Here is a 15,105-nt window from a genome sequence, read left to right as displayed (position 1 = left end):
AGAATGCTGGTCGAACTGTACGACATGTCGGCTGTGACCTCTACACTGAGGCCGAATCACAGCGTTCCGAAGGGGGATTCTCGTCGATGAGCACTGTCCGCTTCCAGCGCCGTGCGCGCCGCGAGATGCCTCGGTCGCCCGGTGGCGAGGTCACCTTGCAGCCGCCGCCCGAAATCCCCCGGGTCACACCGGGAAACCTGCTGATGAAGTTGATGCCGGTCGTGATGGTGATCGGCATGGTCGGCATGATGGCCCTGCTGTTCACTCAGGGCGGCGGCATCGCGTCGAATCCGATGAGCATGATGTTCCCGCTCATGATGATGTTCTCCATGGTCGGCATGTTCGCCGGTCAGGGCGGCGGCAAGGGGCAGAAGGCCGCGGAGGCCAACGAGGACCGCAAAGACTACCTGCGCTACCTCGACCAGGTCCGCAAGGACGTCGACGAAACCGCGCGCCAGCAGCGGGCTTCGGTCGAGTGGAGTCATCCTGAGCCCGGGTTGATCTGGATGCTCGCAGGCACCAGCCGCATGTGGGAACGCCGCGCGGGGGACAAGGACTTCTGCCACGCCCGCATCGGCGTCGGCGGTCAGCGCCTGGCCACCCGGCTGGTCGCACCAGAGACCGGCCCGGTCGAGGAGCTCGAGCCGATCGCGGCCGTCTCGCTGCGCCGCTTCGTGCGCGCCCACTCCACCGTGCCCGACCTGCCGACCGCCATCGCGGTCAAGGGCTTCGCCACCATCGCGCTGGACGGCGATCGCACCGAGGCGCGGGACATGACTCGCGCGATGTTGGTGCAGCTGTGCATGTTCCAGGCGCCCGACCAAGTGCTCGTCGCGGTGGTCTGCGGGCCGGACACCGCGCGGGAGTGGGCGTGGACCAAATGGCTTCCGCACACCCAGCATCCGGATGCGCAGGACGGTATCGGCACCCAGCGTATGTTCTACGGCTCTATCCGGGAGGCCATGGCCGGTCTGCAACCGTTGCTGGGCAACCGGGTTCGCTACTCGCGCAACCAGCCCGCCAACGCGAACATGGTGCACATCGTCATCGTGGTCGACGGTGGCCTGCTCGAGGCCGAGGACGATCAGCTGCGGGAATCCGGCTACGAGGGTGTCACCATCATCGACCTGTGCGGCTACGCGCCGCGCCTGGCGGTGTCCCGCGGCATCAAGATGATCGTGGAGAACGGCGAATGCGTCGGCCGCGGCGCGACCGGCAACCAGGAGCGCTTCGCGCTGATCGACCGGATCAGCCCGCAGCAGGCCCAGCAGGTGGCACGCAGGCTCGCGCCCTACCGCGCCGCGACCCAGCGCAGCAGTGACGTGGAAACCGACGACTCCGAGGTGATCTCGACCTGGGCGCAGCTGATGGGTCTCGGCGACATCGGCATGTTCAACCCCGAGCACGCCTGGCGGCCGCGCTATGGCCGGGAACGCCTGCGTGTTGCGTTCGGTGTCGGCGCCGACGGCCTTCCGGTGGAACTGGACATCAAGGAAGCCGCCGAGAACGGCATGGGCCCGCACGGCCTGTGCATCGGCGCAACCGGTTCCGGAAAGTCGGAGTTCCTGCGCACCCTGGTGCTCAGCCTGCTCGCCACGCACTCGCCGGACCAGCTGAACCTGGTGCTGGTCGACTTCAAAGGTGGCGCGACGTTTCTCGGCCTCGACGGTGTGCCGCACGTCGCCGCCGTCATCACCAACCTGGAGGAAGAGGCCGATCTCGTCGACCGCATGAAGGACGCCCTGGCCGGTGAGATGAACCGTCGTCAGGAAGTGCTGCGTGCGGCGGGCAACTTCGCCAACGTCTCCGAGTACGAGAAGGCCAGGGCCGCCGGCGCCGACCTGGACCCGCTGCCCGCCCTGTTCGTCGTGCTGGACGAGTTCTCCGAACTGCTCACCCAGCACCCGGATTTCGCCGAGCTGTTCGTCATGATCGGCCGCCTCGGCCGATCGCTGCACGTCCATCTGCTGCTCGCCTCGCAGCGCTTGGAGGAGGGCAAGCTCAAAGGCCTGGAGAGCCACCTCTCCTACCGGATCGGCTTGAAGACGTTCTCCGCCAACGAATCCCGTCAGGTGCTCGGCGTGCCGGACGCCTACAACCTGCCGAACAACCCCGGCGGCGGCTACCTCAAGGCCGATTCCGGTGAGATCCAGCGGTTCCAGGCGTCCTACGTCTCCGGTCCTTACGTCGGCGGCGGCTCGCAGCGCGATATGACCATCGCCACCCAGTCCGGTGAGATCGACGTCCACGCACGGCCGTTCACCGCGACGCACGTCGGATTCCGTGCCGCGGACCGGGTCCCGCTGCCGCCCGAGCCCAGCCTGGAGACCGAGCATCAGGACGAGGACGGAGAGCAGCTGTCCAATGTGAACATGCTGGTCTCCCGGATCCGCGGCCACGGCCGCCCGGCGCACGAGATCTGGCTGCCGCCGCTGGACGAGGCGCCCACGCTCGACCAGCTCATCCCACGCTCGATTCTCACCGGCGAATACTCCCCGGTGGCCACGCTGCGCGCCCCGATCGGCATCGTGGACCGCCCCTACGATCAGCGCCGCGACCCGATGATCGTCGACCTGTCCGGTTCTCGCGGCAACGTCGCCGTCGTCGGCGGCCCGCAGTCCGGCAAGTCCACCGCGCTGCGCACCATGATCATGGCGATGTCGTTGACCCACACCGCCGAGCAGGTGCAGTTCTACTGCCTCGACTTCGGTGGTGGCACCTTGGCGAGCCTGCAGGGGCTGCCGCACGTCGGCTCGGTCGCCAGCCGCTTGGACGAGGACCAGGTCCGGCGCACGATCGCCGAGATGACCACCATCGTCCGCCAGCGCGAGCTGCGCTTCCGCCAGCTCGGCATCGAGTCGATGGTGGAGTTCCGCAGGCTCCGCGCGGTGGACCCGTCCAGCAGCCCGGCGGCCGCCGGCGCGCACGAGGACCCGTTCGGCGACGTGTTCCTGGTGATCGACGGCTTCGGCTCGATCCGCCAGGACTTCGAGATGCTCGAGCAGACCATCATGAACCTCGCGGTGCAGGGCCTGTCCTACGGCGTGCACGTGGTCATCGCGCTGAACCGCTGGGCGGAGGCGCGTCCGGCGCTCAAGGACCAGATCGGCACCAGGATCGAGCTGCGCCTGGGTGATCCGATGGACTCCGACCTCGGCCGCAAGTTCGCCTCGCTGGTCCCGCAGGGCAGGCCGGGCCGCGGTATGACCCCGGAATGCCTGCACATGCTGACCGGCCTACCGCGCATCGACGGCAGCGCCGACCCGAACAACCTGGGCCAGGCGGTCGGCGACGCGGTTGCCACCATCGCCAGGCTCACGCCGGGCCGCCCGGCCCCGCAGGTCCGCATGCTGCCCGAGCAGCTGTCGCGCGAGCAGCTGCTGTACCTGGCAGGCGACTGGCCTTCGCAGATCGCTCCGAACGCCAAGTGCCTGCGAATCCCCTTCGGCATCAACGAGTCCGAGCTGGCCCCGGTCTACATCGACTTCGTCGAAAGCCCGCATTTCATCATCATCGGCGATACCGAATCGGGGAAGACGACGCTGCTGCGCTCGCTGATCGAGGGCATCGCCGCGTCCAACACTCCCGACCAGGCCCGCTTCATTCTCGGCGACTACCGGCGTTCCATGCTCGGCCTGGTGCCGGAGGGCTATCTCGCCGGTTACGGCTCGACGGCGCCGCAGTTCACCCAGAACATGGCCGATCTCGCCGCCTACGTCAACCAGCGCACCCCCGGCCCGGATGTCACGCCGCAGCAGCTTCGCGACCGCTCCTGGTGGAGTGGGCCGGAACTGTTCGTCATCATCGACGACTACGACTTGGTCGCCACCTCCGCGGGCAACCCGGTCCAAGCGCTGCTGGAACACCTGCCACACGCCCGTGACCTCGGTTTCCACGTGATCATCGCGCGCCGCTCGGGTGGCGCCAGCCGGGCGATGTTCGAGGCGACGCTGGCCAGGATGCGCGATCTGGGTTCGGCCGGACTGATCCTGAGCTGCCCCAAGGACGAGGGTGTGCTGATGGGCACCAAGCGTCCGAGCCCGATGCCGGCGGGACGCGGCACCTATGTCACCCGGAATACCGAGGGACTGGTCCAGACGGCGTGGATGCCGTCGCCCTGATGTCGGAAGTCGAGCTGGTCATCACCGAAGCGCGCCTCTGGGCGCGTGGCGCTACCACGCACTGGGAGCTGCCGCCCTCGATCGTGCTGGGCAGCAATGGTTTCGATCTCGTTGTTGGGCAGCCGCTGACTCCGCCCACCCAGGTCGGCTCGGCGGTCCAGTTCATCCCCGCCGACGTCATCGCCTTGCCTCCCCGCACGCCGTCGGTGGTGGACGCGATGGGCGCTGTCTTCGCCAGCGTGCTGGACAACTTGCGCATCGCCACGCCGTGCGCACGGATGACTCTCATCTGCCCGACCGAGTGGGGCGCCGGCCGCCGGAGCGTACTCGAGCAGGCGGCGCGCCGCTGCACGGCGGATGTCGTGTTCGAGGACATCGCGGTGCGTGCGGTCGCGGCGGACGAGGGCACCAGTCACAGCCAGCGCACGCTGGTGCTGGAATTCGGCCTGCTCACCACCACTGCGTCCACCGTCATTCGAAGTCATCACGGTGTCCACATCGAGTCCTGCGAGCACGAACCCACCCTCGCGCTCGCGGAGATCACCGCGGACGCACCAGGGTTCGGTGCGCTCCGCGCCCTCATCGACCGGCTGCTCGATGGGCGGCCGGTCGATCTCGCCCAGGTGGTCGGCGTCGCCGATACCGCGAAACCCGACCTCCTCGGTGCGGCTATCGAGCAGAGCGTAGGAACCGCCGTCGAGTTGCGTCCGGTCGCGGGCGCAGATCTCATCCGTGGCCGCCACGCCGAGACAAGCCCGCGAGAAGCGGTACCGGCGGCGCCCTCGCAGGCCGAGTGGATGCAACCGCTCCGGGAGCGTGCCGCGGCCCAACAGCCGGGATATGGCAGGACCGGCGTCGCGCTTGCGGGGATCGCCGCCCTAGTGGTCGTCGCGCTCCTGGTGGCCGCCGCACTGATTCTTGTGAACCGCGAGGACGGTACTACTGCGGCCGCACCTGGCACGGGTGCAGCGCCGACGAGCGCTGCGGTCCCGCCCGCCAGTAGCACGCCGACTACGGAGCCGGAAACATTCGGCCGCATCAGTTTTCGGGTTCCCGCCGGTTGGCGTGTCGCCTCGACGCCGGAGAGTGGACGGACACGCATTGATGTGATGCCGGAGGGCGGGGCCCGGCAACGCATTACGGTAATGCAGACGCCGCTCGCCGCGGGTTCCGGTTACGAACAGGTCGCCGCGAAGCTGGAGGCGCAGATCGCGCAACGTCCGTCCGGCGTGCTTACCGACGTGAAACGCGATGTCGTGTTCGGTGGTCGTTCCGGCCTGGCATACTCGGAACGTCCCGGTGACGGATCGACTGTTCGCTGGTATGTCTTGTTGGAGTACGGGATCCAGGTCAGCATCGGTTGCCAATACGCCGGCGATGGTTGGGGTCAGTTGGAGACCCAGTGCGCGAAGTTCGGCGACTCGGTGCGCGTCATTCCGTGATCGACGGGTGGCGATGCCTCGCACCCGCAGATATGAACCACCGCGCCAATAACGTCCACGCTGTCTCACGGCGCGGATCACGCTACCTCTGCGCGAACGCCACTGATGCGTTCAGATGATTCGAGCCCCCGGTAGGCGTACCGGGGGCTCGAATCGGCCGAGACGGGATCTCAGAAGAGGCCCGCCAGGCTGGTGTCGGTGGCCTGCAGGTCAGAGTTGCCGCTGCTGACCAGCCGGCCCGCGCTTTCCAGCGTGGTGTTCAGCTGGGTGATGTTGGTGTTCCACTGGGCCTGCAGCGACGCGAACGCGTCGTTCGCATCACCCTTCCAGTAGTTGGTCACGAAGTCGGTGACCTGCTTGTGGAAGTCTTCGAGCATGGACATGACATTGCGGGCCTCGGACACGATGGCCTGGGCGCCCGCGTCGACCTCGCCGAAGTTAGAGGCAATCCGTCCGGGATCGTTCGCTACCATAAGGAGCTCCTTGTTGTCTGTGGTTCAGCGGTGGGATCAGGGAAGGTCCAGGCTGGAGGCCTGCGCGGCCACCTGCTGGGCGAACTGCTGGTCCTGATCCGCGAACTTGCGTCCAGCGTGGGCGAGCTTGTCCGAGGTCTGATCCAGCTGGTCGCTCAGCTTCCGAGCCTGAGCGAAGTAGCTGTCCATGAACGTGTCGAACGCCTGACGCGCCGCACCGCTCCAGGTGGCGGTGGTCTGGTCCGACTTGTTGTTCAGTGCGGTGATCGCGGTCTGCAGATCCTGGTGCCGCTGGCGGCAGTTGTCTACAAACTTCGTGATCGCCTCTTCGCTCGCTTCGAGCTGTCCTGCCATTTCGGCTCCTTTCGGTTCCCGTCTCGGCCAACGGCGGAAGCCTCAGTTGGCCTGTACATCTGGTTGGACGCGGTGCGGGTCTGATCGGTTCCATCCGACTCGGAAAAAGTTCGGCGTCTCCCCACGAGATCAGTGCCCTGCGTCGTCGCCCGGCTCGTCCATGGTTTCGTGGCCACATGCGGGCCTGCTCGAAAGACCATGGTGCGGACCGGGTCTGCATGACTTGGTAACGCCAGCGCTCGGCTCCCCTCCTTCCCCCTGCTCGCTGCTGTAATGATCGGCGAGTGGGCTGGCTGGGTACACCTTACCGAACGCCTATGTCCGCCGCTACCAGCAGATTGCAGTTCGACCGTGACGAAAGCCGTTAAACCGGAAGAGAAGAGGCTTCCGCCTACTTCACTCGGTTGCGCAGCACCGGAAGCAGCCGGTCGAGCAATGTCTGTTCGGAGGACTGATTCCAATTCCGGACCGCGGCGACGGCAGCGGGATCGTCCAGCGGGATCACCGTGGCGCGGGTGCCGGCGACCTGATAGGGAAGGCCGAGCAGACCACCACCGCCCGCTTTCTCGTCGCTGCGCACGGCCAGCACGTAGCCGTCCGGCGCGACCTCCAGCTTCGCGGTAGATGTCAGCTCACGAGGCGAGGCTTCGTCGCCCTGCTTCGGGTAGTTGAAGTTGTAGACGAATCCGAGATCTTCCAGGAACTTGGTCTGCGGGGTGCCGCCCAGGAAGATCGAGACCTGGGTGCCGCGCGGGACGTCCACCATCGTGATGGTCTTGCCCCGGAACACCGGGTTGTTCGCGCGCGCCTGTTCCATGGGCGACAGCGAGCTCGGCGCGGCCGTGCTGCTCGGTGCGGTGACCGCAGGGGTGGACTCGCCCTGATTCAGCGCCCAGATGCCGATTCCCGCGGCGAGGGCCACGATGACGACGCCGATGGCCGCCATGAGCAGGGGCTTGCGGCTGGGCGATGGCGCGGCTGCCGCGGCCTGGCCCCGCGGGGCGGCGGCGCGTGATTCGGTCGCGGGCCGTGGGTCGAAAACCTGAATCGGGTAGGTCGGAGAGGTATTGGTGGCGGTCGGGTTGTAGCCGGGGGTGAGGGCGCTCGCGGCCGCGTCGGTGAATTCACGGCAGCTGTTGAAGCGTTCGGCCGGGTTCTTGGCCATGGCGCGCGCGAAAACATGGTCGACGGCCGGGGGCAGGCCCGGGTTGACCGTGGTGGCCAACGGCGGCGGCTCGTGCAGGTGACCCATCATCACCAGCGCGGGTTGCGTCCCCGGGTAGGGGTTGCGGCCGGTGAGCAGTTTGAAGAACGAGCACGCGAGGCTGTAGACGTCGGCGCGGTGGTCGAGTGGGCTGCCGGTGAGCTGCTCGGGCGGGGCGTAGGCGATGGTGGCGACGAAGCTGCCGGTCTGGGTGAGTTCGGTGGTGTCGTCGTTGGATTTGGCGACCCCGAAATCGGTGAGCAGGACGCGTTCTTCTTCGCCGTCCGCGGGGGAGGAGAGCAGGAAATTGGCCGGTTTGACGTCGCGGTGCAGCAGGCCCTTGCGGTGCGCGTAATCGAGACCCTTTCCGACCTCGGTCGTGATGCGCAGCGCGCGAAGCGGATTCATCGCATGCGGGTCGCGGGCGAGTTCGGCGGCGGCGTCGGTGCCGTCCACGTATTGCATGGCGATCCACAACTGGCCGTGTTCTTCACCGCGGTTGTACACCGAGACGATATTCGGGTGGTCGAGCCCGGCGGCGAGATTGGCCTCCCGTTCGAAGCGGGTACGAAACTCGTAGTCGCGGCTGAGTTCGCCGCCGAGCACCTTCAGCGCGTCGGTCCTCGGCAGGCTGGGATGTTTGGCCAGATACACGGTGCCCATGCCGCCCGCACCGAGCACACGCAGGATGCGGTACCCGCCGACGATGGTCCCGGGGCTCATCGCCATCTTTCACGATCTCCTGACTCGACGCGGGCCACTGCGTTCGCCACGCAGCAGCATACTTGATTCCGATCGTGCGGAAAGTGCAGCATTATCGGCTGTTCGCGAAGATGGAATATTGTGCGGCCGCGCGCTGCTGGGCGTCGAGCAGCTGATTTCCGGCGACGAATCCGACATATTCTTTGTACGCCACGATGCAGGTGAATCGTTTGTCGTCGAATAGCCCGGACTTGTTCTCCACACATGCCGAGTCGGGCAGATGCGGAGGTGGCTCGGCCACCCCGGCGGTAAACGTCGGCGTCATGCGTTCCGCGGCGACTCGGCGCGCGGCCTCCGGGTTCGATGTGCGAATCACCAGTGCGCCATCGGACATTGCGAATTTCTCGGCGCCCATCGCCGTGAAACGTTCTTTCGCGTAGTTCCGGTCCTCGGCGTAATGCATGATCCCGCGCAGACCGAACAGGGCTTGCGTCGCATCGAAACTCGGGGTCTGCACCTTGTTCGGGTTCAGTGTGCGGCTCAGCAGATGGTCCGGATCCCAGGGCAGCCCCAGCATCTGTTCCTCGGTCAGCGGCGCCAGCTGGTCCAGCAGCGGGAGCTGGGTGTCGTACCCTTTCTCCGTCAGCGCGATCAAGGCGTCCCGGTCGGGAGCGTTGGCCGACACAAGGAACGCCACCAGGTAAGGCCCGTGGGCGAGCACCGCGCGCAGGAAGGGCGATCCGGGACGCCAATGTGCCCGTGCTTGTGCGTATTTGGGCAGCGTGACCGGCTCGTTCCGGTCGCGGTACGCGCCGAAATCGGCGTCGTGGAACTCGACAGCGGCTTGCCGGGCACGATCCGGATCGGGGAATTGCATGACGACCGTGCTCACGGTTGTCGAGTTGGCCCGGGGTTTGGTCGGCCATCCCGACGCGAACATGCTGATGTTCTGATCGGAGCCGTTGGTCTGGAACCCGAACATCATGCGGTTCCGTTGCGCGATCGGCTTCATATCCTCCGGGCGCCCGAGTTCATCGGGCAGCACCCCGCTGCTGACGCTCGACGACGACCAGCCGTATTTGAGCCGGGGATCGATGTCGTAGGCGGTGACGACGTGATCGGCCAGCCGCATCGCGGCCACTTTGTTCATATAAATGAACTGGGGCAGATAGTCGTCGTCGTGCGCGTTCGGGGGCTCGGTGGGGTAATTGCCGGTGTCCAGCTTGCGAATGTCGATTTCACCGGGCCGTGCGGTGCCCGGCATCGTCGAACCACAGGCGGCGAGAATCGCGGCGAAGACAACGCAGACGAGCACGGCTGGGACGGTGCGGTGGGATCTCATGCGGCATTCACCAACAACGCGTACTGGGCGGAGATTCGCTGCTGCGCGTCGAGCAGCTGATGGGACCAGGCGAAGGCCGCGTAGCGGTCGTAGGACACCGAGCAGTAGAACCGGATGGCGATGGCTTTGTTGCCGATGTACTCCTTGCACTGGGCGGCGGGAAGGCCTTTCGGTGATTCGGACCCGCGGAACTTCTTGCTGAGACCGCCACGCTCCTCCCGCAATCGCTCGGCCGCGGCCGCGTCGCGCGCTCGGAACAAATCGGTGCCGTCGGTCGCGAACCGATCCACTCCCGCCGCTTCGATCCGCCTGCGGTCCTCGGCCGAATCGGTGGTGAAGTGCAAGGCGCCCTGGCCGGTGTACGCGCCGGGCGGGTCGATCCAGGAGTCTTCCCGTGGCCGTGGAAGTGTGCGATCGAGCATGCGGTCCATGTCGATCGGCAACGTCATCAGCTGGTCGACCGGTGTGGGGGTGAACCGGCTGATCGACGCGACCATGGTGTCGAGACTCTTCTCGACCAAGGTGAGCAGCGCGGAGAGGTCGACCTTTTCCAGGTAGATCTTCAGGTAGTCGTAGACCCAGGTGTAGACGACGAATTTCCCGGTGGCGAACCAGGATCCGATCGATTGCTCCTGCGGCTGCCAATGCGCGTGCGCCGCAGGGTACTTCGGGATCTGCATCGGTGTATTCCGCCCGTTGGCCTCGAAGTCGACCCGCTCGAGCGCCGCCGCCGCCGCGGCCGCCTTCTGTTCGTCGGGGAAGATGAGGACGGCGTTCACCAGGTCCGTGCCGCGGTTGTCCGGCGCGCTGGCCGCGTTGCTGAGGAACCCCGCGACGAAATCCGGTGCGGCCTCGGCGAACCGGGAGACATCCATGATCCGCCCGAGCGCGTTCTTGGGATCGATGAAGATCTTTGATATGGACGGGTTCGCGTGGACGAACGCCGGGTCGATGTCCGACGGCGCGGGAACGAAGTTCGCCAGCCGTTCCGCCTCGACCATGCGCGCCTGATCGGGATTCTTCACCGTCCCCAGCTCACGCGGCTTGGTTGCGTAGCCGCCCACGTCCAGCTGGGCCAGGTCGACCGGACGCGCCGACGGCTCGGAACCGGCCTCCGAGTCGCCGCACGCGCCGGTACCCGTGGCCACGACAGCGGCCATGATCAGGGCACAGGCGGTCCGGGTAGGTCGCGATATCGCGCCGTACTGCACTTACTTCCCTCCCCTGACTGCGGTGGTTGCGGCCGAATGCTACGTCACCCCGCCTCGCGATGCGCCGATCGCGAGGGTGCCGACCGGCGCCACCGTGTGTCAGAAACTGTTCGCCAGCAGCGCGTACTCCGCGGCTACCTTCTGTCGGACGTCCGGTTCCTTATCACTGGTGACAACCCCGACGTAACGTTTGTAGGCGACGTAACAGCGGTACTTGTACTCCTTTTCCGTGTCGCCCTTGCTGTTGAGCTGAAGACACTTGGCGCCGGGGATGTCCCTGGGCGCGCCGAGGGTGTCGTAGTGCCCGCCTTCGCTTTCCAGCAGGCCGGTGACCAGCTTCTGGGCAGCGTCCGCGTCATGGGTGCGGGCGACGTAGCTGTCGTCGGCGACAGCGGTGCGGTCCACGCCCGCCTCCTCGATCAGGCGCAGGTGCGTCGCCTCGTCGTCGGCGCGGTGCACGGTGTGGTAGCCGCCGTACACGGCGAAGGTCGCCGGGTCGGGGACGCGGTTGGCGCGGTCGGCGACGGCGACACGAGCGAGCAGGTCGTCGGGGTCGACTTTCAGGGTGTCGAGCCGGGCGACCGGGGTCGCGGTGAACTTGTCCAGCTGCGGGACCTGGGCGGCGAGGGTCTTGTCGACCCACTTCGTCAGGTCGTCGCCGTCGGCCGTCGGCCGCTGGATGAACAAGGAGATGACGAATTCCTTGTGGGCCATGAAGGTGCCGACGGTGGGAACGCCTGGACGCCAGTGGATGTATGCGTCGGGAAATTTGCTGGACGGCAGTTTGCGGTTGTCCGGTGACACGGCGATGTCGACGTCCTCGAGTTCGCGGGCGGCGAGCTTCGCGGCGGCCTCGTCGGGGAAGCGGAACACGACGTTGGTGACCGCCGTGGCGTCGGCGCCCGGGTTGGACTGCCCCGCCGGATCGGGCCGGTCGGCGCCGCTGACGGCGTACCCGACGACCAGCTTGCGCGTGTCGAAGACCGGCTTGGACACCTTGGCCACGAAGTCGAGCGCCTGCTCGGCGTCCGCGACGACGGTGCTGCCGCGCCCGACCTTCAGGGACGGATCGATGCGCACGGTCGGGACCACCGCGTCGGACATCCGCATGCCCTCCAGCAGCGCGCCCTTGCCGCCCGAGTCCTGGTTGTACTCGTGCCGGTCGACGGGATAGGTGCCGACTTCCAGCATCCGCACGTCGATCTCCCCTGCGGTTGGCGTCCCCTGCACGCCTGCGCAGCCGGTCAGCAATCCTGCCAATGCGAGACATGACGCGGTGAGCGCGATGCGTTGCGTCCGAACCATCTCAGGGCCCCTCGTTCCTCCCGTTTGCTGTCACTGAAGTTACCCGACGGACGCCGGGGAGGGGGACCGATGGTGTCCGTATTGCAATACCCTTGTCGGTGTGGCGACGACCCTGCACTGCATCCCCGGTGGAGGCCGATTCCGGTGATGGATCGGCAGGTCGAGGTCGTCGCAGGCAGCCATGCCGTGGCCAGGGTTGCCGGCGCGGTGATCGTCGTCGCGCACCGTAGGCCGGGCAGGCCGGTCCACGATTCGCCTGCCGTCGTCGCACTCGAATCACTGGCCGAACTGGTGCGTGAGGCCACCGATCGGGAGCCGGACGGGCCGGGCGCCATGGTGGCGCGGCAGGCCACGCGCTGGCTCATGAAACATGCCGAACAGATCAGCCCCGGCGAACCGATCGACTTCGGCATCCTGTCCACCGCCGAGAACGGCGGCGTGGCGATCTTCCTGCACGGCGCGATCACCGCCGTGTTGGCCGATGACGGTTCGGTCGAGCAGTATCGCGGCAGCGACGCCGCGTTCACCGTGGACCGGGTCGCGAGCGTGCCCGCGCGGGCGGTGGCCTTGTTCGTCGACGATGCGAAGGGCCGCGTCCCGGATCTGGGGCCGGACCCGGGCATCGGCTGGCTGGTCGAGGGTGTCGCGCAGGCGGGTGGCGCGATCGTCTGGTCCGACCGAGCCCGCGGCCGGGTCCCGGCGAGTGGCTGGGCATCCCGCCCGGAGAGCATGCAGCGCCGCCCGGAGGCGCCACCGCTGCCGACCGCGCGCATCGAACACGAGCCGCCCGCCGAATCCGAACGGCAGCACCCCGAACCACTGCATTCGGTGGACCGGTCCGCGCCGTCCATCGCGATGCACACCGGTGAGTCCGAGCAGGTGCCGATCGACCCGCACCAGGCGCCGACGCAATTGGGCGGCACCAACCCCGCACCGCGTCCGGACCCGGAGTTACAGCGTCGTCTGGAGTCGACCGCGCGGGCCACCGCGCTCACCGTCAAGGTGATGGGATTCAAATGCGCGCGTGCGCATCCCACCGATCCGCGCGCCGCGTTCTGCACCGTGTGCGGGATGCCGGTCGATCAGACGCAGCCGCTGATCGAGGTGGTGCGCCCGCCGCTGGGCATGCTGATCCTCGACGACGGCATGACCTACATGCTGGCCGCGGACGCGGTGCTCGGCCGCGACCCGGAGCATTCCGCCGCGGCCGAGCGCGGCCTCGTGCCGCTGCGCGTCGAGGACGCCTCCGGCGGCATGTCACGCGCGCACGCCGAGATCCGCCTGGTGAATTGGGATGTCACCGTGGTGGATCGGGGCTCGACCAACGGCACCCGCACCCGCCTGCCCGGCTACCGGGACTGGATGCGCCTTGCGCCGAACCAGTCCATGGTGCTCGTCCCCGGCGCCGAGATCATGCTCGGCAACCGCGTACTGCGCTTCGAACTCGTTGCGCCGCCACCCTTCGGCCGCTGATCGCACGCTAGGAGTAGCGGGCCGTGCAGGTGTTCTCTCCGCCGAGGACGCCGGCGCGGAAAGCGTCGACCCGGGCGAATCCACTCGGCACGGTTCTGCCCTCCGCGTCACTGGCGGCCAGCCCGTCGGTGAGCAAGCCGGACACGGCCTCGTCCAAATCGCCTGCGGCGAGCTTGATGTCGCCCTGGCTCACCGGGCGTCCGGATTCCGCCAGCTTCCCGGTCACCACGCCGGCCAGGCACGCCGCGCGCAGCCCGGCTTTGGGCCCGACCAATTGCTGATCGTTGTTGTGCTGTACCGCCAGTGTGTACCGGGAGATGAACACCACGTAGCCGTTGTAGTCGCCGGTCACCTTCACCGGCAGCGGGTCATCCGGATCGGTGTTCACGGTGCCGCGCTGTGCCAGTCGGGGGATGTCGGTGGCGATGGTGTTCTTCGCCGCGCAGTACGACACGGGTTCGGTCGGCACGCCGCCCCGGCAGTCGATCTTCGCGCCGTTGTAGGCATAGGTGGGTTCGTCGGGAATCGGAAGTATCGCGGCCAGCGCCTTGGTCAGCTCGACCAGCGTTTCCTTGGTGATCTCGTACTCGCCCCCCTGGCCCTCGAAGCTCGTCGGCAGGTTGCCACGGCGCTGGTTGATTTCGTCGATATCGATGCCCTTGCAGGCGCGCGGCCCGTCGGTGAACCCGATCTGGACCGCGGTGACCCGCTCGAAGGCGGACCCGTGCACGCTCTCCGGGTCGTCGGGGTTGGAGTCGCGGATGGCCACGGTGGCGGCGAGCACCGAATTGAGGCCGTCGGAGGTGTTGATGGTGAAGTGCTTCGCCTTGCCTTCGGCGACGTGGCGCATGAACGCGCCCGCGAAGCAATCGGCCTGCTGCTCTTTGACGATCACCGGGTCCTTCGGCCCGACGATCTTGGCCATGGTCTGCACCGCGTGCCCGTACTCGTGCGCGAGCACCATCACGACGGCCATCTTGCCGAAGGTGTCCTCCATGGTGGGAAGCAGGACGGAGCGATCCCAGCCGATGGAATTGTCCAACCGGCAGTAGGCGGCGTTCACCAGACGGTAGGTGTTCTCCTTGCAGAACTCGATCGCCTCCGAGCGCCCGGACTTCGCGCTCCAGGAAACCAGCTTCTCGACCGGCTTGAACTCGCCTTGGAATTCCTTGCCGAACTCGGCCCGCCAGTAGGTCTGGATGTCGTCGACGGCGTTGAGCGCCAGGGTGTCCACCGGGCCGCGGTCGCCGTTGGTCGCGGTGAGCGCGCTGTCCGGGACACCGGAGCGCGGTCCGCTCGGCCCGCTCGTGGTGGGCAGGCCGGCGACCTTGAACGGATCGTCGTAGATGGAGACGGCGTGGCCGTCCACGAATCGCGTACAGCCTCCGACCAGCACCAGAACGCTGAGCAGCGCGGTAACGAGCGCGGTCGCTTTGGCTGTCGGCATGGCTCCCCCTAGTCGGCCGGAATCGCGTTCA

10 protein-coding genes are annotated in these 15,105 nt (G+C 67.2%); 3 read left to right on the top strand and 7 right to left on the bottom strand.

Annotated elements, in window-relative coordinates:
* Positions 1-86: 86 nt before the first annotated feature.
* Positions 87-4,121, top strand: a complete 4,035-nt coding sequence (gene eccCa / locus NA4_RS19280) for a type VII secretion protein EccCa (protein WP_067471494.1) — start codon at positions 87-89, stop codon at positions 4,119-4,121.
* Positions 4,121-5,563 (top strand): type VII secretion-associated protein, encoded by a 1,443-nt coding sequence (locus NA4_RS19275; protein ID WP_157129130.1) that lies wholly within the window; start codon positions 4,121-4,123, stop codon positions 5,561-5,563. Before eccCa ends, NA4_RS19275 begins: the two co-directional genes overlap by 1 nt.
* A 170-nt stretch (positions 5,564-5,733) precedes the next feature.
* Here NA4_RS19275 and NA4_RS19270 read toward each other — a convergent pair whose 3' ends face one another.
* The 6 genes from NA4_RS19270 to NA4_RS19245 form a co-directional block, all read right to left on the bottom strand.
* Complete coding sequence (locus NA4_RS19270; RefSeq protein ID WP_067471488.1) at positions 5,734-6,036, bottom strand: WXG100 family type VII secretion target; 303 nt, start codon at positions 6,034-6,036, stop codon at positions 5,734-5,736.
* Positions 6,037-6,072: 36 nt separating this feature from the next.
* Positions 6,073-6,390 carry a WXG100 family type VII secretion target gene (locus NA4_RS19265; protein WP_040774529.1) on the bottom strand — a complete coding sequence of 106 codons (318 nt, stop codon included), beginning with the start codon at positions 6,388-6,390 and terminating at the stop codon, positions 6,073-6,075.
* A gap of 391 nt (positions 6,391-6,781) precedes the next feature.
* On the bottom strand, positions 6,782-8,323 hold the full coding sequence (locus NA4_RS19260) for a serine/threonine-protein kinase (RefSeq protein ID WP_067471485.1): 1,542 nt from the start codon (positions 8,321-8,323) through the stop codon (positions 6,782-6,784).
* An 85-nt stretch (positions 8,324-8,408) separates the two neighbouring features.
* Positions 8,409-9,638: a DUF7373 family lipoprotein gene (locus NA4_RS19255; RefSeq protein ID WP_067471482.1), complete on the bottom strand. Its 1,230-nt coding sequence runs from the start codon at positions 9,636-9,638 to the stop codon at positions 8,409-8,411.
* Positions 9,635-10,798 carry a DUF7373 family lipoprotein gene (locus NA4_RS19250; protein WP_245671485.1) on the bottom strand — a complete coding sequence of 388 codons (1,164 nt, stop codon included), beginning with the start codon at positions 10,796-10,798 and terminating at the stop codon, positions 9,635-9,637. Before NA4_RS19250 ends, NA4_RS19255 begins: the two co-directional genes overlap by 4 nt.
* A gap of 150 nt (positions 10,799-10,948) precedes the next feature.
* Entirely contained in the window at positions 10,949-12,154 is a 1,206-nt protein-coding gene (locus NA4_RS19245; protein WP_067471476.1) for a DUF7373 family lipoprotein, read from the bottom strand.
* A 147-nt stretch (positions 12,155-12,301) separates the two neighbouring features.
* Between NA4_RS19245 and NA4_RS19240 the strand changes: the two genes are divergently transcribed.
* Complete coding sequence (locus NA4_RS19240; protein WP_067471473.1) at positions 12,302-13,627, top strand: FHA domain-containing protein; 1,326 nt, start codon at positions 12,302-12,304, stop codon at positions 13,625-13,627.
* Positions 13,628-13,634: 7 nt separating this feature from the next.
* Here NA4_RS19240 and NA4_RS19235 read toward each other — a convergent pair whose 3' ends face one another.
* Positions 13,635-15,074: a neutral zinc metallopeptidase gene (locus tag NA4_RS19235; protein WP_067471470.1), complete on the bottom strand. Its 1,440-nt coding sequence runs from the start codon at positions 15,072-15,074 to the stop codon at positions 13,635-13,637.
* Positions 15,075-15,105 lie beyond the last annotated feature (31 nt).

Origin of the sequence: Nocardia amamiensis NBRC 102102, from assembly GCF_001612745.1 — a bacterium.
Classification (GTDB): Bacteria; Actinomycetota; Actinomycetes; order Mycobacteriales; family Mycobacteriaceae; genus Nocardia; species Nocardia amamiensis.
The sequence above is the reverse complement of the archived record's forward strand: the minus strand, read 5'-3'. Positions and strand labels throughout refer to the sequence as shown.

What these genes read in the sequence shown, in the direction of transcription:
- eccCa (WP_067471494.1), top strand. Translation starts at nt 87, where the DNA reads ATGAGCACTGTCCGCTTCCAGCGCCGTGCGCGCCGCGAGATGCCTCGG.
- NA4_RS19275 (WP_157129130.1), top strand. Translation starts at nt 4,121, where the DNA reads ATGTCGGAAGTCGAGCTGGTCATCACCGAAGCGCGCCTCTGGGCGCGT.
- NA4_RS19270 (WP_067471488.1), bottom strand. Translation starts at nt 6,036, where the DNA reads ATGGTAGCGAACGATCCCGGACGGATTGCCTCTAACTTCGGCGAGGTC.
- NA4_RS19265 (WP_040774529.1), bottom strand. Translation starts at nt 6,390, where the DNA reads ATGGCAGGACAGCTCGAAGCGAGCGAAGAGGCGATCACGAAGTTTGTA.
- NA4_RS19260 (WP_067471485.1), bottom strand. Translation starts at nt 8,323, where the DNA reads ATGGCGATGAGCCCCGGGACCATCGTCGGCGGGTACCGCATCCTGCGT.
- NA4_RS19255 (WP_067471482.1), bottom strand. Translation starts at nt 9,638, where the DNA reads ATGAGATCCCACCGCACCGTCCCAGCCGTGCTCGTCTGCGTTGTCTTC.
- NA4_RS19250 (WP_245671485.1), bottom strand. Translation starts at nt 10,798, where the DNA reads ATGGCCGCTGTCGTGGCCACGGGTACCGGCGCGTGCGGCGACTCGGAG.
- NA4_RS19245 (WP_067471476.1), bottom strand. Translation starts at nt 12,154, where the DNA reads ATGGTTCGGACGCAACGCATCGCGCTCACCGCGTCATGTCTCGCATTG.
- NA4_RS19240 (WP_067471473.1), top strand. Translation starts at nt 12,302, where the DNA reads ATGGATCGGCAGGTCGAGGTCGTCGCAGGCAGCCATGCCGTGGCCAGG.
- NA4_RS19235 (WP_067471470.1), bottom strand. Translation starts at nt 15,074, where the DNA reads ATGCCGACAGCCAAAGCGACCGCGCTCGTTACCGCGCTGCTCAGCGTT.